General features: G+C 44.2%; 23 protein-coding genes. 6 read left to right on the top strand and 17 right to left on the bottom strand.

Going from position 1 to position 25,267, the window contains the following annotated elements; genetic code table 11:
* Positions 1-77: 77 nt before the first annotated feature.
* The 14 genes from ACU01J_RS15490 to ACU01J_RS15425 form a co-directional block, all read right to left on the bottom strand.
* On the bottom strand, positions 78-1,154 hold the full coding sequence (locus ACU01J_RS15490) for a DUF1513 domain-containing protein (protein WP_481086524.1): 1,077 nt from the start codon (positions 1,152-1,154) through the stop codon (positions 78-80).
* The gene (locus ACU01J_RS15485) at positions 1,144-2,175 is read right to left on the bottom strand and encodes an imelysin family protein (protein WP_481086523.1); all 1,032 of its coding nucleotides are present in this window, start codon (positions 2,173-2,175) and stop codon (positions 1,144-1,146) included. The genes ACU01J_RS15490 and ACU01J_RS15485 overlap by 11 nt, the downstream gene beginning before the upstream one ends.
* Before the next feature lie 8 nt (positions 2,176-2,183).
* Entirely contained in the window at positions 2,184-3,578 is a 1,395-nt protein-coding gene (locus tag ACU01J_RS15480) for a di-heme oxidoreductase family protein (RefSeq protein WP_481086522.1), read from the bottom strand.
* Positions 3,579-3,699: 121 nt separating this feature from the next.
* Complete coding sequence (locus ACU01J_RS15475) at positions 3,700-4,962, bottom strand: imelysin family protein (protein ID WP_481086521.1); 1,263 nt, start codon at positions 4,960-4,962, stop codon at positions 3,700-3,702.
* A 166-nt stretch (positions 4,963-5,128) separates the two neighbouring features.
* Positions 5,129-5,725, bottom strand: coding sequence for a GTP cyclohydrolase II (locus ACU01J_RS15470; RefSeq protein WP_481086569.1), 597 nt, complete (start codon positions 5,723-5,725; stop codon positions 5,129-5,131).
* 200 nt (positions 5,726-5,925) lie between these two features.
* Positions 5,926-6,099, bottom strand: a complete 174-nt coding sequence (locus tag ACU01J_RS15465; protein ID WP_481086520.1) for a hypothetical protein — start codon at positions 6,097-6,099, stop codon at positions 5,926-5,928.
* A 315-nt stretch (positions 6,100-6,414) separates the two neighbouring features.
* Positions 6,415-6,888, bottom strand: coding sequence for a DUF2947 domain-containing protein (locus tag ACU01J_RS15460; RefSeq protein ID WP_481086519.1), 474 nt, complete (start codon positions 6,886-6,888; stop codon positions 6,415-6,417).
* 19 nt (positions 6,889-6,907) lie between these two features.
* Positions 6,908-7,495, bottom strand: a complete 588-nt coding sequence (locus ACU01J_RS15455; RefSeq protein ID WP_481086518.1) for an HD domain-containing protein — start codon at positions 7,493-7,495, stop codon at positions 6,908-6,910.
* Position 7,496: 1 nt separating this feature from the next.
* On the bottom strand, positions 7,497-8,075 hold the full coding sequence (gene rimJ, locus ACU01J_RS15450; protein WP_481086517.1) for a ribosomal protein S5-alanine N-acetyltransferase: 579 nt from the start codon (positions 8,073-8,075) through the stop codon (positions 7,497-7,499).
* A 1-nt stretch (position 8,076) separates the two neighbouring features.
* Positions 8,077-9,621 (bottom strand): transcriptional regulator TyrR, encoded by a 1,545-nt coding sequence (gene tyrR, locus ACU01J_RS15445; RefSeq protein ID WP_481086516.1) that lies wholly within the window; start codon positions 9,619-9,621, stop codon positions 8,077-8,079.
* Positions 9,622-9,721: 100 nt separating this feature from the next.
* Complete coding sequence (locus ACU01J_RS15440; RefSeq protein ID WP_481086515.1) at positions 9,722-10,768, bottom strand: YcjF family protein; 1,047 nt, start codon at positions 10,766-10,768, stop codon at positions 9,722-9,724.
* Positions 10,765-12,141: a YcjX family GTP-binding protein gene (locus tag ACU01J_RS15435; RefSeq protein ID WP_481086514.1), complete on the bottom strand. Its 1,377-nt coding sequence runs from the start codon at positions 12,139-12,141 to the stop codon at positions 10,765-10,767. Before ACU01J_RS15435 ends, ACU01J_RS15440 begins: the two co-directional genes overlap by 4 nt.
* A 117-nt stretch (positions 12,142-12,258) precedes the next feature.
* A complete protein-coding gene (locus tag ACU01J_RS15430; RefSeq protein WP_481086513.1) occupies positions 12,259-12,444 on the bottom strand; it encodes a hypothetical protein in 186 nt (61 codons plus the stop codon).
* Between the two features lie 112 nt (positions 12,445-12,556).
* On the bottom strand, positions 12,557-14,080 hold the full coding sequence (locus ACU01J_RS15425) for a fumarate hydratase (protein WP_481086512.1): 1,524 nt from the start codon (positions 14,078-14,080) through the stop codon (positions 12,557-12,559).
* A 169-nt stretch (positions 14,081-14,249) separates the two neighbouring features.
* Between ACU01J_RS15425 and pabB the strand changes: the two genes are divergently transcribed.
* Positions 14,250-15,617 carry an aminodeoxychorismate synthase component 1 gene (pabB, locus tag ACU01J_RS15420; protein WP_481086511.1) on the top strand — a complete coding sequence of 456 codons (1,368 nt, stop codon included), beginning with the start codon at positions 14,250-14,252 and terminating at the stop codon, positions 15,615-15,617.
* 31 nt (positions 15,618-15,648) lie between these two features.
* Here pabB and ACU01J_RS15415 read toward each other — a convergent pair whose 3' ends face one another.
* The gene (locus tag ACU01J_RS15415) at positions 15,649-17,346 is read right to left on the bottom strand and encodes an ATP-binding protein (protein WP_481086510.1); all 1,698 of its coding nucleotides are present in this window, start codon (positions 17,344-17,346) and stop codon (positions 15,649-15,651) included.
* 5 nt (positions 17,347-17,351) lie between these two features.
* Positions 17,352-17,894, bottom strand: coding sequence for a heme NO-binding domain-containing protein (locus ACU01J_RS15410; RefSeq protein WP_481086509.1), 543 nt, complete (start codon positions 17,892-17,894; stop codon positions 17,352-17,354).
* Between the two features lie 84 nt (positions 17,895-17,978).
* On the opposite strand from ACU01J_RS15410, the gene ACU01J_RS15405 reads away from it, so the two are divergent.
* The 4 genes from ACU01J_RS15405 to ACU01J_RS15390 all read left to right on the top strand — a co-directional run bounded on the left by ACU01J_RS15405 (position 17,979) and on the right by ACU01J_RS15390 (position 22,896).
* On the top strand, positions 17,979-18,587 hold the full coding sequence (locus ACU01J_RS15405; protein WP_481086508.1) for a CoA pyrophosphatase: 609 nt from the start codon (positions 17,979-17,981) through the stop codon (positions 18,585-18,587).
* A 290-nt stretch (positions 18,588-18,877) separates the two neighbouring features.
* On the top strand, positions 18,878-20,131 hold the full coding sequence (locus tag ACU01J_RS15400; RefSeq protein WP_481086507.1) for an aromatic amino acid transport family protein: 1,254 nt from the start codon (positions 18,878-18,880) through the stop codon (positions 20,129-20,131).
* Positions 20,132-20,227: 96 nt separating this feature from the next.
* The gene (locus tag ACU01J_RS15395) at positions 20,228-21,589 is read left to right on the top strand and encodes an L-serine ammonia-lyase (protein WP_481086506.1); all 1,362 of its coding nucleotides are present in this window, start codon (positions 20,228-20,230) and stop codon (positions 21,587-21,589) included.
* Between the two features lie 254 nt (positions 21,590-21,843).
* On the top strand, positions 21,844-22,896 hold the full coding sequence (locus ACU01J_RS15390) for an HD-GYP domain-containing protein (protein ID WP_481086505.1): 1,053 nt from the start codon (positions 21,844-21,846) through the stop codon (positions 22,894-22,896).
* A gap of 79 nt (positions 22,897-22,975) precedes the next feature.
* Here ACU01J_RS15390 and queD read toward each other — a convergent pair whose 3' ends face one another.
* Positions 22,976-23,341, bottom strand: coding sequence for a 6-carboxytetrahydropterin synthase QueD (queD, locus tag ACU01J_RS15385; RefSeq protein WP_053438104.1), 366 nt, complete (start codon positions 23,339-23,341; stop codon positions 22,976-22,978).
* A 290-nt stretch (positions 23,342-23,631) separates the two neighbouring features.
* Between queD and ACU01J_RS15380 the strand changes: the two genes are divergently transcribed.
* Positions 23,632-25,254, top strand: coding sequence for a methyl-accepting chemotaxis protein (locus ACU01J_RS15380; protein WP_481086504.1), 1,623 nt, complete (start codon positions 23,632-23,634; stop codon positions 25,252-25,254).
* Positions 25,255-25,267: the final 13 nt, after the last annotated feature.

The following is a 25,267-nucleotide window of genomic DNA, read 5'->3' as shown; positions in this document are numbered from 1 at the left end:
TAGTATGGCAGAGTTAGAGATAAACAGAACGGCTTGTTTGTGAGAATTGAATGAGTAAAGCGTATGAATTAATGGACTCAGCGAATTACAGACCAATGGTTATCCCATTGAATCCCTGTTCGAGCTATTGTTTTCTTGTCAGGCGCCGTTTGACTTATTACGCTCCCTGCACCAGAACTCACTCTAAATTCATCACCCTGAACAACAACACCTGATGCATCCGGTAACGGTGAGAGTTCCACTAATTGGCGGGTAAGCTTCGACCAAATACCGTAACAATTGCCTCGCGGTGACGTGGCTAATATCCATTCATCTGTCGCGGCGATGCTCGCTATATAATGATTAAACCTAGCCCACTGCTCTGGTTCCGCTTCTAATGGTGTTAATGATCCGCCTTGAGTGTGCATCGCCAACAATGCTGGGTACTCATCCGGCTCACCACGATATTGCTGGCCACACAACACCGTCTTCGAGCCATCATGAGCTAAATGCCTGATGCTAAGTTTGTTATCTACCAGTCCAACTTGCTCTATCAATTCACCGTTTGGATCTAAATAACTCAAACTCGGTTTCATGGTTGCGATGTTTAGAGGCTCTCGACCATTGGTATGCACGCCGCCAACACCAATCGCTAATGTATCATCAGGCATGACAATCACTTCATGAGGGCCTAAACCAAACTGAGAAAACTCCGCCACTTTTTGATAACCAGCCACCACATCATAGACGCCAATAATGCCGCGACTGCTGCCACGTTCACCTTCGGTTGCGTACAACCACTGTCCGTCATTAGAATAGACGCCGTGCCCATAATAGTGGCGGTTCTTATCCACCACTTTTAGCTTAATTGACTCGCCTGTTTGGTAGTCAAACACTTGAAAATAAGTGCCGGGTCTGCGCGCAAAAGCAACTGCATGATGTAATAGCGCATTTGAAGCCACCCCATGACCTCTTGCGGGTAAAGCAATCTGGCGTAGAGGCATTCCAGTGGAATCAGCAACAACCGCATTAAAACGGTCGCGCCCAGAAATAGAACAGCCAATTAGCACTGGCTTCGAACTTTGCTCAGAAGTCACCGAACACCCAACTAATGGATACGCAGCGCCATAAAGCGCCGCTTTAAGTAATGAGCGTCTTGTATTATCAGTCACCATCAGTTGCGTTAAATCCTATAATCACGCCAAGCTCTATCGCGACTTCTTCGTGAATCAAATACTTAAGCTGTTCCAGTTTATTGTATTGCGAATAGGCGGTTTGATAGCCGCGCTTGGTTTGCAGCAACTCAAACAGGCTCTTATCAGTTGGCCAAGTTTCTATCGCCACCGAGAACTGATTGGCAATGCTATCCGCCAAAGTCTGCTTATCTTTTGCTCTTAGAATCGCGTCAAGCCCGTTGCCATTAGCAAAGTACAACGCTTGCAGTGCTTCAAGGTTGGCTTTGAGGTTGATCATTGATGTTTCTGAGCGCCAAGATTCTGCAAAGTACGGTCGAGGCTGTCCAAATTTAGCCAGAGGTCGACTCATTTTCTTCATGCTGTATTCCAGTTGATTCGACAGCAGCGCAATGTATTCAGAGTCCCACTGCTTTTCGTTTAGCTCTACCCAAGGGTTCGTTTCCCACGCCTGCGCGATGCTAGAAGTATTCTGTGCAATGTTAGCGGCAATTGACTCAGCGGTAGAACATGTCGCTCGATTCGTACCAAGATCAGAGGCTTTGTCATACAGCAGCCACTCGATCGAACCAAGTCCTTGTACGGTGACACTTTGCTGCGAAATCTCTTCAATGCTCCATAATTTCGGCTGTTTAATTAACGCACCCATCTTGCGCCCAGTGGTATTTTTCTTATCCGGCCAAAACTGAATGTTCCAGCTCTGTGCCAATGCTGATTCTGGCCCGCGCTCTTGGCCTTGCAGTGCCATCCACGCCACCATTGTTTGGTGCCACTGACTCTTAACGGCATCAACACTTTGATTGGTAGAGCAATAACCTTTCATCGCTTGAGACAACTTCTCTGTTTCGTTTTTCAATCGCTGCGCAAACGCAAACTCAACTTGATAAACACCTTGGCTGAAATGATTTGTCACCTTTGGTTTAAGCACACCACTATCAGAAGATTGGCAACCAGCCATCAATACCACTATCGCAGCACTAAAAGTAAATCGTTTTAGATTCATCATTCACCCTATAACGACTTCAAGAAAGCGATCAGCGCTTCTCGTTCTTTCTTGTTGAATTTTAAGACATTGTTTTTGGCTATTTCTGCTTCGCCACCGTGCCAAAGTACGGCTTCCATCAAGTTTCGAGCGCGACCATCATGTAAGAAATAGGTATGACCATTCACTTCTTGCGTATATCCAATGCCCCAAAGTGGCTGAGTGCGCCATTCTTGACCATTCGCTAAGTATTCAGGACGATTATCAGCTAGCCCAGGCCCCATATCATGAAGGAGCATATCTGTGTAAGGGTGAATGACTTGCTCCGATAGCGCGGGTAGGTTATCTCTCTTAGCTGTTTTTACACTGGTCTTGTGACAACTTTCACAGCCCGCTTTTGCGAACAGTTCTTGGCCGAGTTTCACTTGAGGATCGTTGACATTGCGACGAATTGGAACCGCCAGGTGCTGTGAATAAAACTCGACAAAATCAAGGATGTTATCGCTAACCTCTGGGTTGCCACCATTCGGCATATCATCACAAATCGACTGCTTAGAAGTGCAGTTTTCATTTGGGAACAGGTTACTGGTTAAACCCACATCGCCATTAAACGCCGCCGCATTCTGCTGCATCAGGTTCGGTTGGCCCGCTTTCCAGCCAAATCGGCCAATGGCAAAGTCTGCTTTTTTCACATCCCAAACAACATTGACCTTTCCTGAAATGCCATCACCGTTTGCATCGTTCTCATCAGCCCACGCTTTTAGCGTTTCATCAGGGATACTTTCTAATAAGCCCAATCCAATCATTGGCGGTGCAACACGCGCTGACATTTGTGTATCAGGGTGCATCTGGCCATAGCCTAAGTTAGTAATGGTTAAGCTTGGTTTACGTAGATTAACCACCGTACCATCGGCAAACGTCACTGGTACGCCTTGGTAGGTAATATTAATGGTGCCTTCGGGCTTTTGATCTTGCAAAGCGAAGTCTTGAAGTTGTCCACCATAGGTAGGCTCAGGAATCACACCGTCCCTAATGAACGCTTTTTTCTGCTCTGGGGTCATCGCAGGAATGCTTAATCGAACGAGCATTGAGACCGCGTGAAGATCGTTTTCCTCAGGCGGGTGTCCACGACCATCTTTAATATGGCAGTTTTGGCATCCATTGGTGTTAAACAGTGGACCAAGCCCATCACGTGCGTCAGTAGACGCCGGTGCTTGGACCCAAGGATTTCTGAAAAAACTGTTACCAACGCTAAAATCCAAACGTTTCGACATTGGCAGGTTACCTGCTGGCAAGGAAAAAGCATTTGCTCCATCCTTCTTCACAGAGGTATCACCACCTGACTTTACGTCGTAAGCAGCAACTGATGGAGAAACGCTAAGTAGCAAGAGACTGAGAATGACTGGTTTCGTGTACAACTTCATTACGATGACTCACTAAGCGGACATATCCGCACAAATTAAACGGGAATAATTCTCAAATAGATAACACATATAAAACGTCAAAAGGGCTCTAATGAGCCCTTGGTATTCGTTTGAGTGCTAATTAAAACTCGTGATCCGCCGTGTCTGGGTTCAGACTGTTGATACCAACGATTTTCGCCGCACGCTCGATTTGTGCTGTTTGAGCAACCAAAGACATGATTGTTTCATTCACTAGTGCATTACCTTGCGTGTTGCCTGAAGCAATTAGCTGGTCAAAGAACTGACCATTTTTCTCTGCGGAAGTCACTAACTGACCGACTTGTGAACGTGTCACATCAAACTGCTTTTGAATCTCTTGTGCTGCCTGTTTATCTTTTTGTGCCACTAGGTCGTGGATGCTTGGACCTGAAAGTAAAGTACCATCTTCACGCTTGTATAGACCTGTGTATACGTTATAGATACCTTGCTCGTTGTAGTAATGAGAGTTGTGCGTGTTATCTGAGAAACAGTCATGCTCATCTTCAGTTGAGTTTGCTTCTAGAGCCACTTTCATACGCTCACCTGCAAGCTCGCCTAGAGACAGTGAGCCCATGCCAAATAGCATTTTGCGAAGACCGTTTTCCGCAGAGTCGTTTAGTAGCTCTTCACGGTAGTTACCTTTCACGTCAGCAGACCACTGGTTTTCCATCCACTCTAGATCTTGAACAAGAAGCTCAGCGGCTGCTTTCAAGAAGTCACCACGGCGGTCACAGTTGCCATTAGTACACTCTGCACCAACAACGAAGTCAGTGTAAGCGCGCTGACCAGCCCCTGCGTTAGTACCGTTTAAGTCTTGGCCCCATAGTAGGAATTCGATTGCATGGTAACCTGATGCTACGTTTGCTTCAGAACCCCCCACTTCGTTTAGTTCAGCAATCAATTCAGGAGTGATCTTAGCTACATCTAATGTTGATGCACCGATAGTTAGCTCTGTGTTTGCAACGATATTTGCGTTAGCGCCTTCATTACCTAGTTCATATTGGTAGTCAGCTGAAACGTAATCGATCAAACCTTCATCTAGTGGCCAAGCGTTAAGTTGACCTTCCCAATCATCAACAACCGCGTTACCAAAACGGAATACTTCAGACTGTTGGTACGGTACGCGAGAAGCAAGCCATACTTGCTTTACTTGTTCAAATTTTGCAGCTGTTGGGTTAGCAAGAAAAGTGTCAATTGACGTGTCTAGCGCTTTAGCAGTCGTCACTGAGTCAGCAAATACTGCGTGAGCCACATCTGCATAATGTTCAACGACTTGATCTTTCGTTACGCTTGCTGCGAAAGCAGAACCACTAGCGATCAAGAGTGAAGCTGCGACAGATTGAGCTAATAGAGTTTTAACATTCATTGAAAAGCGTCCTTGTTGAGCTTAATAATTATTCTAAATTATTAGTGCTAATCGTTATCATTTGCACTACTAATGCGAATAATACAAACTTACATTTTTTTTGCAACCCAGAAACGAAAAAAGCCTCACAAAAGTGAGGCTTTATCAACATAGGCTTTTCAATACGTTAGATATCTAAATTGTGCTTACCGTGAGAGACTTTCGCTTGTAGGTAGCCTTCGTTGCCATCTTTAACATGCGCAGATGTATTGACGACTTCTTCTATCTGAATCCCGTATTCTTTCAGATCATTAACCTTTTTCGGGTTGTTGGTCACTAAGCGAATTCGCTCAGCACCGAGTGCTTTCAGCATCTGTGCTGCTTCGGTGAAGTCTCGAAGATCATCACCAAAACCTAGGTAGTTGTTCGCTTCGTAGGTATTCATACCTTCGCTTTGAAGTTTGTATGCGTCAATTTTGTTATATAGACCAATTCCGCGCCCTTCTTGTCGTAAGTACAAGATAATACCGCCGGATTCGCCCATACGATTGATCGTTTCGTCAAGTTGCTCACCACAGTCACAGCGTGATGAGTGGAATACGTCACCAGTAAGGCACTCTGAGTGCATTCGGACAAGCGGCGCTTCTTGGTTTTGATCGGCTTGTTTAAATATTACCGCGACGTGCTCTTTTTCTGTTTTCAATCCATGAAAAGAAAGTAGCTCCGCATCGATGTTACTGTTTACACCTACTTTGAAGTCGACTCTGGCTCTTACTTCCGCCATATTTTTACTCACTTGAATCTCTATATTTTTATCTAGTGTGGGATTTATCAAAGATCTCACTTTGAAACTAACTATGGGGACTCTTGTTGCAGAATTCAATGGTTAGTTAATCATTGTTATAATATAACATTTTAGATTTTGGGCAATAAAAAACCTCACAATCGTATTGCGAGGCTAGAATCTGATTCAGCGAATAGTGATTAGTCTTGTTGGTGTTTCCAAACTGAGTGCTCAATCCATAACGTTTCAAGCTCTCTTAACTCTTCTTCGCTCAAGAATGACAACGTCGGCCTTGTCTGAGGCAGCGCGTAGGCTTGAAACGCACTAATATGTGCGTAAAAGTCAGTACGTAGTTGAGATATATTTAAGTTCACTGCTCTTCCCTAAGACGATTGATTGCTTAAAACTGCTCATTGGATTGATAATTCTCATAAATGATAACAAATTACAGTATTTGCGCAAAAACACCGTCCATTTCTGAGCTGAAAATCACATTTTTATTGTGGTTATAGTCTTTACAATTCATGAAGTTACACGATCTATTTTGATCATTTAAAACAACGCAACATCATCAAAAAGATCATCCTCATTTAAGTTAATTATTGCCATATTTCCAAAGCACTCACTTTGGCCACGAAAAGAATTTGGACAAAAAAAGAGCCGCGTTAGCGACTCCTGTTTTAGTGATATTACTTACGAGAACCTAGCTTGACATTGCCGTTACCGTCAAACCATAGCGCCTCATTACGACGGCGACCAATTAGGATAGGACCATCATCGTAGAATAAGAAGTTTTTCCAACACATCTTGAATGTCGACCATTTGGTCTCAATTACGTTGTATTTTTCATAACAAAAGTAGACTGTTACGTCATCTTGCCAATCAATAAATTCGAGTATTGCCTCTGGCAAGCTTTCGTCATCAGACTCCCAAGCGGCCATCCAATCAATGGTTTCCTTCCAATTAGACTCGTTCATTGGCCAGTCTGAAGAGCTCAAACGATCCGCATCTGGACTCTGTGCACTAATATTTTCTTGCCATAGCTGAGATGACCTCGCCTGAGTCATCGGTTTAATCGCTTGTAGCTGTGCCTCTGGAACGGGCATTGATTGGTGCGTGAAAATCCATTTTCTTTGGTATTCATCCAAAGTTAAATACGACATTTAGTAACCTCTTAAAGCACTATGCTTTTAGCCAGCCAGTAGCGGTGGCATCTTCAATAATTTGTTTCGCTTTATCCCACAGCGCTTCTGAACCAAACTGAATCTTTTGGTTGACCGTCAACGCTTGCTCTCTTGTAACACCATGCTCCTGCCAGCTTTGGCCCTGATTATGGTAATTGAGCAACATAGGAATAATACGGTCGAGCGCTTTGGCAAACTTGGCATCAGCGCTGTTCGCAGATTCAAATTCTGCCCATAACTCGTACAGTTCTGCCCCCTGCTCTTGCGGCAACATGCCAAACAGGCGCTGGGCAGCTTTAAGTTCTTTTTCTTCTTGCTCAGCTGATGCGGCCATGTCATAAACGAAGGTATCACCAGCGTCAATTTCAACCACATCGTGAATAAGCAGCATTTTAACAACTCGCGCAATATCTACCGGCTCATTGGCATGTTCTTCCATCAGAATCGCCATCAACGCCACATGCCAGCTGTGCTCTGCACTGTTTTCTAACCGTTTCTCTGCGCTTTTTACACGAGTACGTCGCAGCACAGACTTGAGACGATCCAACTCCATCAATAGAGCCAGTTGCTTTTCTAGCCTCTCCATTTTAGACATCCTCCCAATACGGGTTTATCAATGACGTTAAGTTATGATCTTCCCACTTACCGTCAATCAATAAGTACTTTTCTGCAAAGCCTTCTTTTACGAACCCGACACGTTCTAACACCGATTCACTACGCTTATTTCTAGGCATATAGCTCGCCATAATGCGGTGCATATTTTGGATTTTGAACATGTAGTTAACAGCCATTTTCACTGCACGAGTCATGACACCACGCCCCTGAGCACTATCGGCTAATGAATAGCCCAAGTTGCAAGCATGAAACGGAAAGCGCGATACGTTGCTAAATGAGACGGTACCGAGCATTTCGTTGGTGTTTTTATCTAAGATGATCAAATAGTAACCAAGCCCCATTCGATGTAATTCATTGAGCTTAACCAAACGCTGAGTCCAACCCGACTCGCTATAAAACGCGTCTTCTCGCTTTGGTTCCCAAGGCTTCAAATGGGTGCGATTTGCAATAAAGTAATCGGAGATTAACTTGCCATCCGTCGGCTCTGCCGTGCGGATAACAATGTCTTCATCCACTTCATAAGCTTGGATTGGCGTACTGACTCTTTTCATATTAGTTTTTACGAATACCGTATTCACGAAGTTTATTCGCCACAGAAGTGTGCGAAACGTTCAAGCGTTTAGCCAGTTTACGACTTGAAGGGAAAGACTGATATAAGCGTCCAAGTACTTGAGACTCATACTCTTTCATTATCTCGTCTAGAGATCCGTCGAGGCTTAGTGCTGGGCCATTGGCACTCGGCGTATCCAACTGCGGCAAGTGGAACAAATCAGCGGTCAGCTCATCACTTTCTAGTTCAGTTAATGCACGGAGAACCATGTTCTCCAATTGGCGCATATTTCCTGGCCATTGATAAGTCACCAATTGATCGACGAGGCTATCTGCAATTCTCGGTTTAGATATACCAAGCTGAGATACATATTTGGCAATAAACAGATCGAGCAATGGAGTGATGTCATTTGAGCGCTCACGCAAAGGCGGGATCTGCAATGTCAGTACATTTAGGCGATAAAATAAGTCTTCACGGAAAGAGCCTGACTCAGCAAGATCTGCAAGATGATGACGCGTTGACGCGATAACACGTACATCAACATGTATCTCGTCTTCTTCACCTACACGACGGAAACGGCCATCTTGAAGCAAACGCAGCAACTTAATTTGTAGGTGAGGACTCATTTCACCGATCTCATCTAAAAAGACCGTACCACCATTAGCTTGCTCAAAAATACCTTTGTGGCCCTGCTCATGATTAAACGAACCTGGTGCATGACCAAATAGTTCTGTTTCTGCGACATCATCAGGCATAGATGCGCAGCTTAAAACTAAAAATGGATTGCCAGCACGATGAGAGCGACTGTGGCAGGCTCTCGCAAGCATCTCTTTGCCCGTCCCTGTCTCTCCTTGAATCAGCAAAGGTTGATCAAGCATAGAGAGCTTTTTCGCCTGACTAATTAACGCTTTGTGTCGATTCGAGACACCAACAAAGTGCTCAAAGCCTAAGTTGTTATGCAATGGAAGTGAATCATCAAACAGCGGCTTTTCTTGTGTTGAACGAATGATCATTACCGTACTAGCAAGCACCGACTCTTTAGCCTCATTGGTGATATAAACCGGCATGATTTCCATCATGTAGTCTAAACCACGAATAACAATCTCTTCACGCTGACGAGTAATATTGCCTTCTGCCCATTTCGCAAAGTTGAAGCTCGGCAGTAGCGTAGTAATTTGATGGCCAATCATCTCATTCTCTTCACTGGCAAACAACGAAAGCGCTGCATGGTTTGCCATATCAACGTGACCTTTTAGGTCAATCGCTAAGACTGGTTCTGGGAGATTATTTAGAAGTGATATAAGCTCATTGTTGTGACGCTCAATCGGCATAAATTGGATTTTTCGAACATCCTTAACACCGGCAATGCGGCGAATTTCAGCCATGAGCTCGCTAAAGGTATCAAAGTCGATATCCGGACAATTGAGGTAAATAATCCCGGTGACATCGATTTCGATACCACGGAGATCAAGGTTCTTGGAAGCAAGAATATCGAGTAGTTCACGAGTCAGACCAAGTCTGTCCTCACAGAAAACTTCTAAGCGCACAGATGAGTTCCTAACTAAGGTGTCACGAAAAGTTGACAGTAGTTTCTCTTAAGCCTAGATCCTCGTCAAGCAAACTGATATTACCTGCTTCACATTCGCACTATTTGATTGTTATTGCGGCGACTTTTTCAACAATTTGCTTTCTAATTGCCCCCAGTTTAACTTGGCGTTCTTGATGCCAAGGGATTGGGCGCAATAGAGCCATTGCTTTAATACCAAGCCTCGCGGTTAGAATACCGACCCCCAGTCCCTGCCCTGCACGCGCTGATACTTTGCCAGCAAGGTCCATCGACATCAGGTCCATACTCGCGTCGATAGCAAGTTCACTCACTCCCGCTGCAGCCATATTAACTAACGTTGCCTTGAATAGCTTTAAGCGTGACCAATAACCAAGCTCAACGCCATATATCTCGGCCAAACTGTCAATCATTTTGAAGTTGCGCCACGCGACAAGCAGCATATCTGCAATGGCCAGTGGACTAATGGCTACAAGTGCCGCTGACTCGGTTGCGTGCTGAGACACGATTTTGGTCGCCGCTTTATCTTGCTCCGAAACCACCATTGCATCGTACATATCCAGTACTTCAGCGTCACTATGAGAAGCATTAATGCTGTTTTTCCAGCGGTCGTAACTTGGTGACTCAGGTTTGATTCCTGACTCACACGCAATCGACTCACAGAACGTTTTGCCTTTGCCGACACTGTCGGATTGGATTAACGCTTCGCTTTGCTCTTGGACACTAAAGTGGTTGCGAAGCCTACGCAATTTAAACAGCTCTTTGCCTATTGCTCCTATCCCAAGTAAAGAGATTGTGGCGATAAAGCCTGCCCAGCCCAGTGCTAGCCAATCGGAGGTTTGCACAGCTGTCACGACACTATCGATTGCTTGCCAAGTGACTAATCCTGAAAATGCAGTCAGCAGACCCGTAGCCACCCATTTGGTACCAGTACGAGGACGAATCACCTGGCTTAATCTTGCTTCCTCTGCTGACTCTTTATCACTATTCACCTCTGCAGGGACGAACTTATCCTGCTGCTCAAACTGCATTTGCGCAGTAATTTCTACATTTTGATCATCATGCGGCTGTTCAAATGACTCTTCAAACACCCTTTTCTGCTTTAATGTCGTTTGTTTTGACTCGGTCATTTCAGCTTGTCTCCAATCAAAAACTCTAGGGCTTTATCCATGCGAATATGCGGTAGCGGCTCATCTGATGAGGCTTTTCTCGGTCTAAACGCCGTAAATTCGAATCCCTGTTGTTGCCAATACGATTGCTCAGGAAGCTTCTTCGGCACTTCTCCAGGAAATACAGTCAGCGCCTGCTCATCAATAGTCGTACCTTGCAATGCCGGATAAGCTTGCTCTCCTTTATTGATGAAGCCCGCTTGCGTAGCCTGAATCGACGCCATAGTCATGCAACTCATTTCAATATTTTCATACGAAGCACTTTGCCATGCTGGATGAACCATTTGTTGCAGCAGAGAGACCAAGTTTGGGTGCTGTTCTGGTGTAACATGATCAGACTTTGTCGCTGCAAAGAGTATTTTGTCTATTCGAGGTGCAAACAGTCGTTTGAGTAGATTACTGCGACCATAACGAAAACTATGCATGATTTGCTCTAGCGCATGGCGCATATCCTGAAACGACTCATACCCTGCATTCAGCGGCTGTAGGCAGTCCACCAGCACAATCTGACGATCAAACGTCGAAAAGTGGTGTTTATAGAAGGCTTTTACCACCTTCTGTTGATACTCATGATAGCGAGCTTTTAACATGGCCAAATTGGACCCTTTGCTGGCTTTCATGCTGTCATCTACCTGACAAGGGAAAAACTGCAAAACTGGCGCACCTTCCAATTCTCCCGGCAAGACAAATCGGCCCGGCTGAACCCAGTGCAAGCCTTCACACTTACACGCATAAAGAAATTCGGTATAGCTTTGCGCTACGTCGGCTACCACTTTCTCGTTCAGCGGCTGCGATACATCTAGGTTATCTAACTTTTCTAACCAAGGCTGAGCAAGTTCTTTGCGCTTCCCGGTTAACGCCTCAAACTGACTTTGAGACCATTGCTCAAAGTCCATATTCAACAGCGGCAGATCCAGCAACCATTCACCCGGATAATCGATAATATCGATATGCAATGTGGAGGTACTACCAAACAACTTCTTGGTCTTTTTCTTCGGCTTATATTTGAGTGCAAGACGTATTTCGCTCACATCCCGTGTTGGCTCTGGCCATTTCGGCGGATTGGAATACACATGCTCCATCGCTTCATCATAAGCGAAGCGAGGCACCATCATATTGGTCTGGGGTTCACGCTTTGCCCCAACTAGACGCTTATCTCGCGATGCGGCAAAAAGTGGCAAACTATCATGAGTAGAAGTATGAAGTAACTGATTCACTAACGAGCTGATAAACGCGGTCTTACCGGCTCTAGAAAGTCCAGTGACGGCAATCCGTACATGAGAGTCCATACTACGGCTGATTAAATCATTCACTTCTTGAGTAATTTGCTTCATTCACGATCTCTTATAATTCAGTTCGATACTAGCTTAATGAATCTAATATTAATCTTACATGAACAAAAAAGCCTCCGAACAATCAGAGGCTTCGTAAGAACTTATTAAGATTAGGCGTTAATCTTCTTCTATCAATTTATAAATCACAAACAGTGCGATTTCTAATAATCCAACTAGCACACACGTAATTGTTACGTACTTTTCATCAAAGATACTGATGCCATGAAGAATCAAGTCGTAACCGACGAAGACACCTATAACAACTGCAATAATCAGCTGTAGGATTTGAATAAAACGAGGCATTTGAGCTCCTGACGTATAGTTTTACAATTATTCGATTATATAGACAAAAGGTGCAGTTTTATCCGCACCTTTGTCAAATGTTTGCTAACTAAATCAGCACTTTCTCACAATCTTAGGCTTGAGATTCCATCTCTTGAATTTTCACTTTCCAAGTGTCTGGGCCGATCTGGTGCGCATTGGCACCTTCAGAGTCTACCGCGACTGTGACTGGCATATCTTCCACTTCAAATTCGTAGATCGCTTCCATACCTAGATCTTCAAATGCCACTACACGTGCTTTCTTGATTGCTTTAGCAACCAGATAAGCCGCACCGCCCACCGCCATTAAGTAAACCGCTTTGTGCTTCTTAATTGACTCAACGGTTGCAGGGCCACGCTCTGCTTTACCAATCATGCCCATGATGCCAGTTTCTTCTAGCATCATGTCAGTAAACTTATCCATACGGGTTGAGGTCGTTGGGCCAGCAGGACCTACTGCCTCATCACCTACTGCATCTACTGGACCAACGTAGTAGATAAACTTGCCTTTGAAATCGACACCTTTAGGAAGGCCTTCGCCATTTTGCAGCATGGTTTGAATACGTTTATGCGCAGCATCACGACCCGTTAAGATCTTGCCTGATAGCAGAACCGTTTCACCAGTTTTCCACTGTTCAACATCAGCTTGAGTCACTTCATCAAGATTAACACGACGTGTATTCGCGCCTGCTTCCCACGTGATATCTGGCCACTCTTCTAGTTTTGGTGGCGTTAAGTCCGCTGGACCTGTTCCATCAAGCGTGAAGTGTACGTGACGAGTAGCCGCACAGTTAGGGATCAAACACACTGGCTTAGAAGCCGCATGCGTTGGCGCTGTTTTGATCTTCACATCAACCACCGTCGTTAGGCCACCAAGACCTTGCGCACCGATACCCAGTTTGTTCACGCGATTGAAGATATCTAAACGAAGCTCTTCTTCAGCATTTTCAGGACCACGTTCGATAAGCTCTTGGATATCAATGTGTTCCATTAGAGATTCTTTTGCCAGCACTGCCGCTTTTTCAGCGGTACCACCGATACCTATACCCAACATGCCAGGTGGACACCAACCAGCACCCATCGTTGGCAAGGTTTTTTCTACCCACTCAGCAACATCATCAGATGGGTTTAGCATCACCATCTTAGTCTTGTTTTCACTACCGCCACCTTTCGCCGCGATTTGAATTTCAACCTTGTCGCCTGGCACCATATTAATGTGCACAACCGCTGGCGTGTTGTCTTTCGTGTTAATACGCTTACCAGCAGGGTCCATTAGAACTGATGCGCGTAAAGGGTTGTCTGGGTTGGTGTACGCTTGGCGAACACCTTCATCAACCATTTGCTGCACCGTTAAGTCCGTTGAGTCCCACTTAACGCCCATACCAACGTTAACAAAGCAGGTTACAATGCCCGTGTCTTGACAGATTGGACGGTGCCCTTCTGCGGACATACGCGAGTTAATTAGGATTTGAGCAATCGCATCTTTCGCGGCTTGGCTCTCTTCTCGGTGATAGGCTTTTTCTAGGGCTTGAACAAAGTCTAAAGGGTGGTAATACGAAATGTATTGAAGCGCATCAGCAACACTGCTGATCACATCCTGCTGGCGAATTACGGTCATTGCATGCCTCGTTATATTTATGCTTCCTTTTGCTGCCGTACACAAACGCTTGCTTATCGATTGTAATAATTGCAAAACACTGATGTAGCGGCCTTTGATACCGATATGATACTCTTGCTTTCCTCAACACGCCATGTAATCAACGATCTCTTTGTCACAAAAAAAACAAATGAATAACATCAAACCAAATTGCATAGAAATCAAACCGATCAGCTACCAATTGGACCTTGCCGTTCAACACTTCGCTAACATTGAATCTCTACCTTGGGCGATGTTGCTGCGCTCCCCTTCTCAGAGTCATATCGATAGTCGCTTTGATATCTTAGTTGCTAATCCGATCGCAACGATTACAACAGATGGCGAGCAAAGCCTGATTACGATTCAGGACCAAACGACCACCTCGCAAGAAAACCCGTTCGATGTCATTAAGCAAGTTCAAAGTGAGTGTTTACCTCATCTAGATTACGACGGAAAACTGCCATTTATTGGTGGTGCGTTAGGATGTTTTTCTTATGACTTGGGCCGACGCGTCGAGCGAATGCCACAACTGGCAGAGCAAGACTTATCTACGCCAGATATGATGGTGGGTATCTACAGCTGGGCGTTGGTTGTCGATCATCGAGAACGATCCGCCTTCATCGTTGGGGAAAACATAGAGAAGCACTGGGAATGGCTAATCAGTCAAAAATCAGAGCAAGTCAGCGGGTTCAAGCTCAACAGTGATTGGCAGTCAAACATGACTAAACAAAGTTACAGTGACAAGTTTGCTCAGGTTCAGGAATATCTGCGTAGCGGTGACTGTTATCAAATCAACCTCGCACAACGCTTTCAAGCAAAATATCAAGGCAGTGAGTGGCAAGCGTATCAGAGGCTTGAACAGGTCAACCAAGGTCCTTTTTCTGCTTTTATCCGTACTGATAACGGGGCAGTGCTCAGCGTCTCTCCTGAGCGCTTCCTAAAAGTTAGAGGTAAGCAAATTGAGACGAAACCAATCAAAGGAACACGTCCTCGTAGTAAAGACAAAGCAACTGACCTGCAAGCGGCTCACGATTTAGCGAACGCCGAGAAAGATCAGGCTGAAAACCTGATGATCGTCGATTTACTGCGTAACGATGTCGGACGAGTGGCCAAACCCGGAAGCGTACATGTACCAAAACTGTTTGATATTGAAAGCTTCCCTGCGGTTCATCACCTAGTGAGTACCATTAGAGCAGAGCTGGATGAAGGCTACTCATCTGCCGATTTACTTCGCGCTTCTTTCCCGGGTGGCTCGATTACTGGTGCACCCAAGATTAGAGCTATGGAGATCATCGAAGAGTTAGAACCCCATCGCCGCAACGCTTACTGTGGCAGTATCGGCTACATCAGCCGCCACGGCAGAATGGATACGAGCGTCACTATTCGTACCTTAGTAGCAGAACAAGGTAATATGTATGTTTGGGCTGGCGGAGGCTTGGTCGCAGACAGTCAGTGCGACGCCGAGTATCAAGAGACTCTCGATAAGCTAAGTCGAATTTTGCCCGTACTACGCGACTAGATAATGTGCTGAAGGGCTTGATAAGCGACTATCAGGCCCATTTTTCTAGCATTAACTGCAAGTCTTTTGCTGAATACGGCTTGGTGAGGATGTCATCCATACCACACTCAATACACTTTTCTCTTTCTTCCAACGTTGTCCCCGCAGTTAACGCGATAATAGGCAACACATAGTTCTGCTCTCTCAAATATGTTGTAGCCTCAAAGCCATCCATCTCTGGCATCCTACAATCCATAAACACCAAATCGTAGTGCTTTCCTCCAAGAGCCGTAATCGCCTCTATTCCATTGTTCGCAATATCCGGTGTGATCGACAACTTCTTCAGCATCTGGTTAATGATCACTTGATTCATGCGAATGTCATCGACCACCAAAACCGAAATTTCTTCTAAAGGTTTATCTCTTAGAATGGCATCACTATTGGCTTCATTAACTGGCACCTTGTCGGTGACTTTGAGTGGAATTATCACTTTAAAGCAGCTGCCCTTTCCCACTTCACTTTCAAGGGTTATCGAGCCCGACATGAGTTCGACAAGGTTTTTACAAATTGCTAATCCAAGCCCCGTTCCTTCAAAATGACGCTTGGCCGTTCTATCTGCTTGAACAAACGGGCTATACAGTTCTTTTATCGCTTCTTCGGCAATACCAACACCTGTGTCGCTAACTGATATGGTTAAACGACCTGATTTCCAGAAGGTACTGACCGTAACGCTACCTTCTGATGTGAATTTAACTGCATTGCCAACCAGGTTTACTAATATCTGCCCTATTCGTTCAAAATCTCCGATAAAGCTGATTGGCAGGTCACCACTTTCAGAGATGGTAAACACTATCCCCTTTTCTCGAGCTTTGGGCTCAAAGATTCCATGGGTCATATTGCGTAATTCAGACCATTGGAATGTAGAAGGAATGAGCTCCATCATACCCGCGTTCATTTTACTGAAATCGAGGATATCGTTGATAATATGACGAAGGAGGTCCCCTGAGTGAGCTAAGTTGGTTAACAGGGTTCGCTGTTCTTCGTCTAACTCAGTGCTATCTAATAGCTCTGCGCTACCGAGCAAGCCGTTTAACGGAGTGCGCAACTCGTGGTTAATCATGGCGACAAATTCTTTGGTCGAGCGTTCTGATTCTTCCGCTCTAGTTCGAGCTTCTTGGTGACTCGATAAGATAATTTGGCGACTTATCGCGCTGCATAATAGCTCCCCAACCAACAGCATTTGACTGACAACAAAATCTCGACTGATTCCCTCTTCATTCACAAGCGCAGACAATATTCCTACTGCCTTATGATCAACTTCGATGGGTAAACTGAGGATGTTCTCCTTCCAAATCGCGTAGGGCTTAATATTGGTAACGTCAGCTCCTAAGCTTTCACCAAACTCGGTGCTATTCAAACTCGCGATACAATCCGCTTCAATATAAAGGTGGACTTTTTCCAGTGCAGAAGAAGACTCAAGGCACTCAAGAAAGCTCAGGATTAAACCATCATCAAGGGTTCGACTTAGAAAAGCGCGGCCAAAATGAATCAAAGCCTCATTAATTTGCTGCTCAAATTCGAGTTTATTTAAATCTTGTAGATTTTGGCGCTTAAGCTGGTTGAGCACCAATTGCAATTGTTGGTTAGTTTCGTACAGCTCCAAACTTTTCTGTTCGAGTAAAGTTTCAGCTTCCTTTCTTGCCGCTATTTCACGCGCTAATTTACGCTCTAAAGGGGAATCATTTGCCATTAAAGCTACTCGACCAAATTAACTGTAAAACGAACGTGACTCCCGTCATCTTCGACGTTCTTCATTGACATCGATAGCTCCTCGTTAAAGAACTCAGCGCACCCTTCCATCAAGCCTAGACAAACATAAGACATGCAACGGGCACTGACGTAATCAAACACCATTTCAGTTTCTGATTCAGAGATAAAGCGGAACGAGGGCGGGTTAGCTTCTGGGTAAAGCTTCTTGACCTCGATGTGAATGTAGTCTTCAACCAATTTAATAAATTGGAACGACGTCTTACACGCTTGTAGGCTATTATTATTAGGTAAGGTGTTATAAAGGTTATGAAAAACGGATTGTCCAAAAACACGCTGTAGCTCTTCAGGAGAGATGCCGGTTTTCTTACTTAGCTGAACTATCAGTTTAACTAAGTTACGGTGATCATAACTCCCTACCGCTGTATAGATTCCAGCGTCATCGCAATCAGCAAGTAGGCTGTCGAGTGCCTCTAGACCAAATTTTTGCTCTACGAGATCCATAAATTCAGTAAAGATAATCCCTTTCATCAGTGGCGCTATCCTTGCTTTAACTAACGTAGTAGAAAGCATGAGCCATATTTAAGGCTTTTACAAATAAAAACAGGAGCTAACGTGTTGTCAGAGTTAAACAAAAATCATCTCATTCAACGATTTCAATTACATCAGACGGTCGACTACCATCAAGAAGCTCTTAAGCGTGTCTCGCACTTAAACCAAAGCCACCTCCGTAAGGCATCGGTTCTTATTGGTTTTGTCGAAAGACCACACGGCCTCAATATTATTTTCACCAAACGCGCTCTTCACCTAAAACATCATCCGGGTCAGGTAAGCTTTCCTGGCGGAAAATTCGAACCAAGCGATAAGGATCTTTCGCACACTGCTCTACGTGAAACATTTGAAGAAGTCGGCATCAACCAAGAGCAGATCACAATATTTGGTCAAATGCCTGAACTCATCACTGTAAGTAAATTTACCGTCACACCATTTCTGGCATTTGTTTCTCCAGATTACAAAACCGTTATTGACAGAAATGAAGTGGATGAGATTTTTGAAGTACCCGCAAATATCGTTCTAGATCGGCAAAATTTACATAGTCAGAAATTTCAGATTAATAATTTCTCACATCGTGTTTTTGGATTGTCCTATAAACAACATTTTATTTGGGGGATGACAGCCCAAATTATTCAAGCAATGCAGAATCATATTATGCATCAATGTTAACAAAGCAACACATTGAACAAGGTTTGTTCACATTAGTTTAATTCTCTATCAATAAAGCAAACGTTTACTCGCGACGAATAACTACCTTTGCAATAGTAACATTAGAAAAACTAATATATTGGATTAACATAAATCACTAGTAGCACATCATTTTCGTGACCAAAAACGCCTTTTTGACATATCATGTTATAACTCGCATCAATTCATGATTTAGATCTGGTTTTCGTGCAAGATTTTTTTGCAAAATTGCGCCTGACTTATTTCCTGTTCCCAAAAATGAGTATCACAAAATGAATACTACTACTTCTGCGGCTACAACCGCACAATCCCCTAGTAAGTTTACTTACAAGGACTTCACTTGGTGTCTGTCACTTTTCGGTACTGCCGTAGGCGCTGGTGTACTTTTCCTTCCAATTAAGGCAGGTGCTGGCGGTTTCTGGCCATTAGTTATCCTTGCTCTAATTGCTGCACCAATGACTTGGTTTGCACACAAATCTCTTGCACGTTTCGTACTTTCTGCGAAAAACCCTGAAGCTGATATCACTGACACTGTTGAAGAACATTTTGGTAAGACTGGCGCAAACCTTATTACTTTTGCCTACTTCTTCGCTATCTATCCAATCGTGCTTATCTACGGTGTTGGTATCACAAATACAGTTGACTCTTTCCTAGTTAACCAAATGGGTATGGAATCTATCCCACGCTGGCTACTTTCTGGTGCGTTAATCGCAGCTATGACCGCTGGTGTAGTATTTGGTAAAGAGCTAATGCTAAAAGCGACATCTGCACTGGTTTACCCACTCGTTGCAATCCTGCTCGCGCTTTCTTTCTACCTTATCCCTGACTGGAACAGTTCAATGATGTCAGTTGCACCTGATTGGTCTGCAATGCCATCTGTTGTTTGGCTAGCAATTCCAATCATCGTGTTCTCTTTCAACCACAGTCCTGTGATTTCTCAGTTCTCTAAAGAACAGCGTCGCGTACACGGTGATGATGCAGTTAAGAAAACTGACGCGATCACTGGTGGCGCTGCGATGATGCTAATGGGCTTCGTAATGTTCTTCGTATTCTCTGTAGTACTTTCATTGTCTCCAGATCAGCTAGCAATGGCTCAAGAACAAAACATCTCTGTTCTTTCTTACCTAGCGAACGTTCACGAATCTCCACTAATCTCTTACATGGGCCCTCTAGTGGCTTTCGCAGCAATCACTTCAAGCTACTTTGGTCACTTCCTAGGTGCTCACGAAGGTCTAGTTGGTCTAATCAAGTCTCGCTCTGAAACGTCAGTAAGCAAGATTGAAAAAGCGTCTCTAATCTTCATCGTTGTCACAACTTGGGTCGTGGCTATCGTTAACCCAAGTATCCTTGGCATGATTGAAACAATGGGTGCTCCAATGATTGCGGCTATCCTGTTCCTAATGCCTGTATTCGCAATGCAGAAAGTACCAGCAATGGCTAAGTACAAAACTTCAGCACCTGTACAGATTTTCACTGCTCTTTGTGGTATTGCAGCAATTACTTCTGTAATCTACGGCGCTCTTTAATCTAGACACTTTTATAAAGTCTGATTAATCCAAGAATATAACGATAATAATAAGCCTCCCTCTCCCCTTGGGAGGCTTTCTTTTGAGGTAATCGATATGATTAGTGTTTTTGACATCTATAAAATCGGTGTTGGTCCTTCAAGCTCACATACAGTGGGACCAATGAAAGCGGGTAAAGAATTTATTGATGATTTACGTTCAATGGGAAAATTGCGCGACATCACTAAAATCACCGTTGACGTATATGGATCACTATCACTGACAGGGAAAGGTCACCACACAGATATCGCTATCATCATGGGTCTTGCTGGCAACACCCCTGAGAAAGTAGATATCGACTCTATCCCGGGCTTCATTGCTCGTGTTGAAGAAACCGAACGCCTTCCTGTTGGTATGCACTGTCACACAGTATCATTCCCGAGAGATGGTGGTATGAACTTCCATACTACTAACCTTGAGCTACACGAAAACGGCATGCAGATCCACGCTTGGATCGGTGAAGAAAAAGTGTATTCAAAGACTTACTACTCTATCGGCGGTGGTTTCATCGTTGATGAAGAGAACTTCGGTAAAGAAGAAACGAACCCAGTGAAAGCACCTTACGAATTCACAACAGCAGAAGAGTTAGTGAACCAATGTAAGGAAAATGGGCTTTCTATCAGCACGATGGTTATGAAAAACCAAGCAGCTTTGCACTCTGATGAAGAGTCTCGCACATACTTCGCAAACATCTGGAAGACAATGCGTGACTGTATGGACCGCGGCATGAACACAGAAGGCATCTTACCTGGACCTCTACGCGTTCCCCGTCGTGCTGCAGCGCTTCGTCAGCAGCTTTTAACGTCTGAGAAAACAACTAACGATCCTATGTCTGTTGTAGACTGGGTGAACATGTTCGCTTTCGCAGTAAATGAAGAGAACGCAGCAGGTGGCCGCGTAGTTACTGCACCAACGAACGGTGCATGTGGCATCATCCCAGCGGTATTGGCTTACTACGATAAGTTCATTCAAACAGTAACAGAGAAAGATTACATCCGCTACTTTGCCGCTTCTGGCGCAATCGGTGGTCTTTACAAACGTAACGCGTCTATCTCTGGTGCTGAAGTGGGCTGTCAGGGTGAAGTTGGCGTTGCGTGTTCTATGGCAGCGGCGGGACTTGCTGAGCTTATGGGTGGTAGCCCAGAGCAAGTATGTATGGCGGCAGAAATCGCAATGGAGCACAACTTAGGTCTTACTTGTGACCCTGTTGCTGGCCAGGTACAGGTTCCATGTATCGAGCGTAACGGTATTGCTGCTGTAAAAGCGATTAACTCGACTCGTATGGCTCTACGTCGTTCTTCTGCACCTACCGTTTCTCTAGATAAGGTTATTGAAACCATGCTAGAGACAGGTAAAGACATGAACGCGAAATACCGCGAGACTTCTCAAGGAGGTCTAGCGATCAAAGTAATATGTTAAGTTAACTTAGCATCGCGCCATAGATGGCCAACACTCATACACATCCCTTCCCACATACAATTCCTGCCGAAACTAAACTCGTAAGTATTTAGTTTCGGCACAACCCATACATCGCCGATAAAGCCCTAACTTCATTATTACTAACACGATTCTGACGTTATTCTAACGTTCGGAATATTTGCAATTCAATTAAGTTACCTACAATGCCATCAATAATAGCTGCAATAGAATTTAGTTGAGATGAGATAGGTAATATGAGCCATAGCAATAATGTTTTAGAACGCACTGTGGTTTCTAAACATAAGGAGTTAAGGAGAGAGACAAACAGTTCATTGGTACGAATGAGCATTGGCTTATGCGATCATGAGGAGTATATGAGAACCCATGTATCCAGTAATATTAATATTGATTTCTCATTTCGTTTTCATGGTAAGAAACTATCCGAAATGCAAACTCTTCATAACATTGCTTATGAAGAAGGAGTCCACATTGTCGATGACTACCATAAAATCAATTCTCCCATTTGTAACCTATTTGCCGCCAAGGGCATCATGTCATCACTTACCTTACCCATTACATTAGGTAGTAAAGTTCTTGGTTTTCTTTTCTTTAACTCTACAGAGCCTAACTTCTTTAGAGAAAGTGGTACATTTGACGCTTGTAAACGAGCTTTTTCTTCTCTAAAAATGGAGATAGTCTCATATTATACTTCTGTTACCAGTGCGTGCTTGGTTGCCTCTTCTTTAACGTCAGCTATTGCATTGAAGTATGTTGATATCGACACTCAAGAAAGCAGAATTAAAAGCATAGTCAAACACCTCTGCTTAAATAATCAAAGCTACCTAAATATCAGTGACAAATTTGCCTTTGATTTAATTGAGTTTGCGGCGCTACATGACGTAGGTAAGATTGCGATCCCTGATGCAATTCTTTTAAAACCAGGTAGATTAATCCACGATGAATTTGAAATCATCAAAACGCACCCCATTGAAGGACATGAGTTATTAGAGCGTATTTTTTCCCAATCTGATATCGATGACGACTGTAAGTCAATTATGAAAAACATCACGCTCTACCATCATGAAAAACTCAATGGCACGGGCTACCCATTTGGTCTAATGGGCGAAGAAATCCCGATAGAGTCTCGAATCCTTGCTGTTGCAGATATTTACGAAGCCTTAACTTCTGAGCGCATATACAAATCAGCTTGGTCACATGAGCAAGCTTTGGCGATATTAGAACAAATGGCGGATAGAAATGAAATTGACGCTGTACTTGTCAAATCTATGCACAGTTACGGGAATTAACCAAAACTTATTGCTCGGAAATTAGCCGCCCTTACAAAAAAGCGAAGATTCCTTCGCTTTTTCTAATAGAGACAATGAGTTACTCTTCGCCCTTGTAAATACAACCCGCTGTGCAAGTTTCCTTAATTTCAACCTTACTTAACAATGGTAAGCTTGGTTTGAGCTGTTGCCAGATCCACTTTGCCAGAACTTCACTGGTTGGATTCTCAAGCCCTTCGATATCATTAAGGTAGTAATGGTCAAGACGATCATAAATCGGCTTGAATGCCGCTTTTATCTCTGAAAAGTCGACGACCCACCCTGTATGCGGGTCAACTTCACCTTCTACATAAAGGCGAACTAAGAAAGAATGTCCATGTAAACGACCACACTTATGACCTTCCGGTACATTTGGTAAGTGGTGTGCCGCTTCAAACATGAATTCTTTGTATAGTTCCGTTCTCATATTGGTTCTCAGGCTTTTAGAAAGACAGGCAATACTATGTAATTCCTCTCGCCGTGACAAGGTTAGACCGTAGTGAGAGTGTTTCACACTATTAAGTTTAGCCACAATACCCTCTTTCCGCCGAAAAACCGTCACAACGCCAAATTTTTGCTTACACACACTTTACATCACATTTACAATATCCATACATAGAGTGCGGTCACATTATAAATTTCAAGCGATTCCCCAAAGGGGATATTTAAGCGATCATTTTTGATGTCTATTCCAATAATTAAACCATCTATCTAAAAATGCGCTCAACAATTACAACAAAACTCTTAGTTACGTTAGTGGCCGTTTTTGGCATCGTCTTACTCGCGTCAACAAGCTATCAATACTTTCAGCAAAGGGAGCTTATCAACTCTGTTCTAAGCGAACAGCTACACGATAAGGCAAGCAACTATTTCGATAGTCTCAATATGATGATGCTGACTGGCACAATGGTTCAAAAAGAGACCCTACGTCAGAAAGCATTGACCCAAGAAGGCATTGAAGATGTTCGGGTATTACGTGCCGACGCAGTAAACAAACTGTATGGGCCCGGCAATGAAAACCAAACCCCCGTTGACGATATTGATAAACGAGCGTTGGCTGGCGAAACCGTCATCGAACCCTTTTCTGCAGATTGGGGGAAAGGTTTAGTTATCGCTTTGCCAATGAAATCGAGCGAAAATTACCGCGGAACCAATTGCGTCGCATGTCATATGGCTCCTGAAGGCGAGGTACTTGGTGCGATTCGACTGGAGTACAATTTGAGCCATGTCAATTCGCTGATCAATACTCAAACAATGACAGCGATTGGTATTATGGCAGTCATCTCTTTTGCGGGGTTCCTATTAACGATGGGGCTCATTCGTAAGATAATAGTACGACCACTTCAGCAAACGTCACGCTTTATGACCCAGGTCAGTGAAAACAAAAACTTATCAACTCGACTACCAGAGAAAAGTAAGGATGAAATCGGCACCTTAGCGAACTCAATCAACTCGTTTATGGGGACGGTCTCAGATAGTTTAGAAAAGGTACAAGACACTTCGCACAAGCTGAATGCTTCTGCTAACCAACTGACTAGCGTCGCACAAATCACAGAGCAAGCAGCTGCCGATCAACAAAGCGAAACGGCTGAAGTACAGAATAATGTGGAAGGGATACAAGACCAACAGGTCAATGTAGAGCAAGCCACCTTAACGGCATCAGCTCTCATCAATCATACCGCCGACGTAGCATGTAAAAGTGCTAACCAAGCCCACAATGCAAGCAGCGAGATAAAGAACCTAGTTACCAGCATTGAAGAAGTGAAATGCAAGATAATGACCCTCAATGAACAGACTGGAGAGGTTTCTTCTATATTGAGTGTTATTAGTGGCATCGCCGATCAAACCAATCTTCTGGCCTTGAATGCCGCCATCGAAGCCGCTCGTGCAGGTGAGCAAGGCCGAGGTTTTGCTGTGGTTGCTGATGAAGTCCGCCACCTAGCATCGCGTACCGCTGAAGCAACGGGCAGTATTGAATCGATTATCCACCAATTCCAACAAGGCAGTGAAGAGTCTCTGGCATCTGCCGATCGCGTTTGCGAACAAGCGCATCAAAGCTCAACGGATATTGACGCGTTATCTATTGAAATGAATGGCGTAGTCAAAGAGATGAAGCAAGTGCTCGATCATGCACAGAACATCCAACAGCAGACGCAATCAACCACCCATGCAACCAAAGATGTTCAGCAAAAGGTTGAAACAATTACTTCTCACGCGAACAACACATCGAAATCTGCGGCTGAGACTCGTGGGATCAGCAATGACTTGGAAGAGCTGTCCAATCACCTTGAATCACTTATCAATCAGTTCACCTTTCCAAAATCAAATAACAAGCCTTAATGCCAACAGGTGT

It is taken from the genome of Vibrio sp. 2433-A1 (genome assembly GCF_056726085.1).
This window is presented reverse-complemented; position numbering and strand designations above follow the sequence as displayed.

Excerpts from the sequence above, each read along its gene's own strand:
- ACU01J_RS15400 (WP_481086507.1), top strand. The coding sequence starts at position 18,878 with ATGAATACTACTACTTCTGCGGCTACAACCGCACAATCCCCTAGTAAG.
- ACU01J_RS15485 (WP_481086523.1), bottom strand. The coding sequence starts at position 2,175 with ATGAATCTAAAACGATTTACTTTTAGTGCTGCGATAGTGGTATTGATG.
- ACU01J_RS15430 (WP_481086513.1), bottom strand. The coding sequence starts at position 12,444 with ATGCCTCGTTTTATTCAAATCCTACAGCTGATTATTGCAGTTGTTATA.
- ACU01J_RS15455 (WP_481086518.1), bottom strand. The coding sequence starts at position 7,495 with ATGGAGAGGCTAGAAAAGCAACTGGCTCTATTGATGGAGTTGGATCGT.
- rimJ (WP_481086517.1), bottom strand. The coding sequence starts at position 8,075 with ATGAAAAGAGTCAGTACGCCAATCCAAGCTTATGAAGTGGATGAAGAC.
- ACU01J_RS15435 (WP_481086514.1), bottom strand. The coding sequence starts at position 12,141 with ATGAAGCAAATTACTCAAGAAGTGAATGATTTAATCAGCCGTAGTATG.
- ACU01J_RS15480 (WP_481086522.1), bottom strand. The coding sequence starts at position 3,578 with ATGAAGTTGTACACGAAACCAGTCATTCTCAGTCTCTTGCTACTTAGC.
- ACU01J_RS15415 (WP_481086510.1), bottom strand. The coding sequence starts at position 17,346 with ATGGCAAATGATTCCCCTTTAGAGCGTAAATTAGCGCGTGAAATAGCG.
- ACU01J_RS15490 (WP_481086524.1), bottom strand. The coding sequence starts at position 1,154 with ATGGTGACTGATAATACAAGACGCTCATTACTTAAAGCGGCGCTTTAT.
- ACU01J_RS15460 (WP_481086519.1), bottom strand. The coding sequence starts at position 6,888 with ATGTCGTATTTAACTTTGGATGAATACCAAAGAAAATGGATTTTCACG.
- pabB (WP_481086511.1), top strand. The coding sequence starts at position 14,250 with ATGAATAACATCAAACCAAATTGCATAGAAATCAAACCGATCAGCTAC.
- ACU01J_RS15395 (WP_481086506.1), top strand. The coding sequence starts at position 20,228 with ATGATTAGTGTTTTTGACATCTATAAAATCGGTGTTGGTCCTTCAAGC.
- ACU01J_RS15390 (WP_481086505.1), top strand. The coding sequence starts at position 21,844 with ATGAGCCATAGCAATAATGTTTTAGAACGCACTGTGGTTTCTAAACAT.
- ACU01J_RS15380 (WP_481086504.1), top strand. The coding sequence starts at position 23,632 with ATGCGCTCAACAATTACAACAAAACTCTTAGTTACGTTAGTGGCCGTT.
- ACU01J_RS15475 (WP_481086521.1), bottom strand. The coding sequence starts at position 4,962 with ATGAATGTTAAAACTCTATTAGCTCAATCTGTCGCAGCTTCACTCTTG.
- ACU01J_RS15410 (WP_481086509.1), bottom strand. The coding sequence starts at position 17,894 with ATGAAAGGGATTATCTTTACTGAATTTATGGATCTCGTAGAGCAAAAA.
- ACU01J_RS15425 (WP_481086512.1), bottom strand. The coding sequence starts at position 14,080 with ATGACCGTAATTCGCCAGCAGGATGTGATCAGCAGTGTTGCTGATGCG.
- ACU01J_RS15470 (WP_481086569.1), bottom strand. The coding sequence starts at position 5,725 with ATGGCGGAAGTAAGAGCCAGAGTCGACTTCAAAGTAGGTGTAAACAGT.
- queD (WP_053438104.1), bottom strand. The coding sequence starts at position 23,341 with ATGAGAACGGAACTATACAAAGAATTCATGTTTGAAGCGGCACACCAC.
- ACU01J_RS15440 (WP_481086515.1), bottom strand. The coding sequence starts at position 10,768 with ATGACCGAGTCAAAACAAACGACATTAAAGCAGAAAAGGGTGTTTGAA.